This window comes from Peribacillus sp. (assembly GCF_059453735.1).
In genome coordinates, this window is record NZ_JAZVJO010000360.1 from 1 (window position 1) to 1,561 (window position 1,561).

Sequence of the window (1,561 nt, forward strand, 5' to 3'; positions counted from 1 at the left end):
TTTATCTGCTTACCGAAATCGAATCTTTTTGCAGGACTTCCTGCCTTTTTCCTGGGCTGGAGCATTAATGTTGCTTTTCTTTTTGATTCCTTCATCTTACTGACAAAGGCATCTTCCTCATCCCTCGGTATTATGGTCATGACATAAGAATCGCTGTCGTCTTCAACGGTGAAGAGCAGATAAGATTTGGAAAGCTCCTGTCCAAATGCCTTTATCACATCCAGGGTCTGTTCCATGGAATAATTCTCTGCAAGAGATATCATGACATCAGAATCCAGCTCGGGAACATCATCCCTGAACGTTTCCTGAAGTGCATACAATACATCTTCACTCCCGGCCTTGTAATCAGTTTCTGCGAACTTGTAATTCTCTTTCATCTTTCTAGGTAAAAACGGTAATCATTCAATCTGTTTAAAGATTTAAAATAGCCTCTTTTGCATTATCGGATAAAGTAAACAGACATGGATAATCAGGATTACAATCTACGTTTCCTGTACGCCTATTCTCAATTGGATTTCTTTTCTCCCACTTAATGAAGTCTATCACACACTTTTTCAGATTATCAATACTTGACCATTGCGAAAAGAAATCAAAGGAATTCTGTAGTACGTCCTCTTTTGTTGTTACAGGAACATCAATAGAAAAATGACCATATGATGGTACCGGCACATCGATATCATTAATGATTATTCCTAAGCGAACATAATAATCTTCTTTACTAAAGCTGCTTCCTTGTATAAAGAAGCAATATGTAAAATGCTCGGTGACTTTGGTCCACCGCTTAGTCTTTTTAAGAAAACCTTGTCCTTTTAAAACAGGTTTTGCATATTCAATCAGTTCTTCTTCACTTATATTCATGAATAGTATCCTTATACTGGTTGCCTATACTGTTTATATTATGAACGTTTATGTTTCCAAAAAGTATCCCATGATTTTTGCACTTCATCCGGATCACGTATTTCATAATACTCACCATTTTCATCATAGCTATATATATTTTTAAAAACATCCGGCATAGCTTCGTATTGCTTTTCAACTTGATTACTTAGTCTAATGAAACATGGATAATTATACGTTTTTACAAGGTATGGAAGGAGGTATGCTGCCCTCATATCCTCATATAAGTTATATGCGTAAGGCGTAGTTTGTGGGACTTTCATAACAGATTCAAGCAGTTTATTAACACAGGGTTCAATCTCCTGTTCAGAAGCATAAAAAGCATACCCTCTTAACGCTGTCAGTTTTTCTTCCAACTTACGTTCTTTCTTAAAAGCTCTTTCAAAAAACTCTTTGGAAGCAAACTCACACTTAAAGGTTATAGCCTTAAGAAGATGATGCCTTTTCACAACATCTCTTTGAGAAAAATACTGTTCGATTAAATCTTCGACCAAATCCACATCCTCTGTATCATATACTGATAATTTATCATTCCAAACTACTTAAAATTTAATTCAGATGCTTACGCATTATGATCGTTTTGCCGTCGTTCTTGAATTCGGCAAATCCGTTCTTCTCATATAATTTCACAGGGCCGGTAAAAGCCATAGAAGTTTGTCCGCTC

Annotated in this window: 3 protein-coding genes; all 3 read right to left on the reverse strand. The window is 36.1% G+C overall.

All coding sequences use genetic code 11. The annotated features are described in order from the left end of the window. Positions 1–377 (reverse strand): DUF6630 family protein (locus tag AC52RT_RS11495; RefSeq protein ID WP_495540871.1); only part of this gene is annotated, 377 nt, incomplete at its 3' end. Between the two features lie 34 nt (positions 378–411). Next, positions 412–858 carry a DUF4304 domain-containing protein gene (locus tag AC52RT_RS11500; RefSeq protein WP_495540872.1) on the reverse strand — a complete coding sequence of 149 codons (447 nt, stop codon included), beginning with the start codon at positions 856–858 and terminating at the stop codon, positions 412–414. A 38-nt stretch (positions 859–896) separates the two neighbouring features. After that, positions 897–1,397 (reverse strand): hypothetical protein, encoded by a 501-nt coding sequence (locus AC52RT_RS11505; protein WP_495540873.1) that lies wholly within the window; start codon positions 1,395–1,397, stop codon positions 897–899. Positions 1,398–1,561 lie beyond the last annotated feature (164 nt).

Excerpts from the sequence above, each read along its gene's own strand:
- AC52RT_RS11500 (WP_495540872.1), bottom strand. The coding sequence starts at position 858 with ATGAATATAAGTGAAGAAGAACTGATTGAATATGCAAAACCTGTTTTA.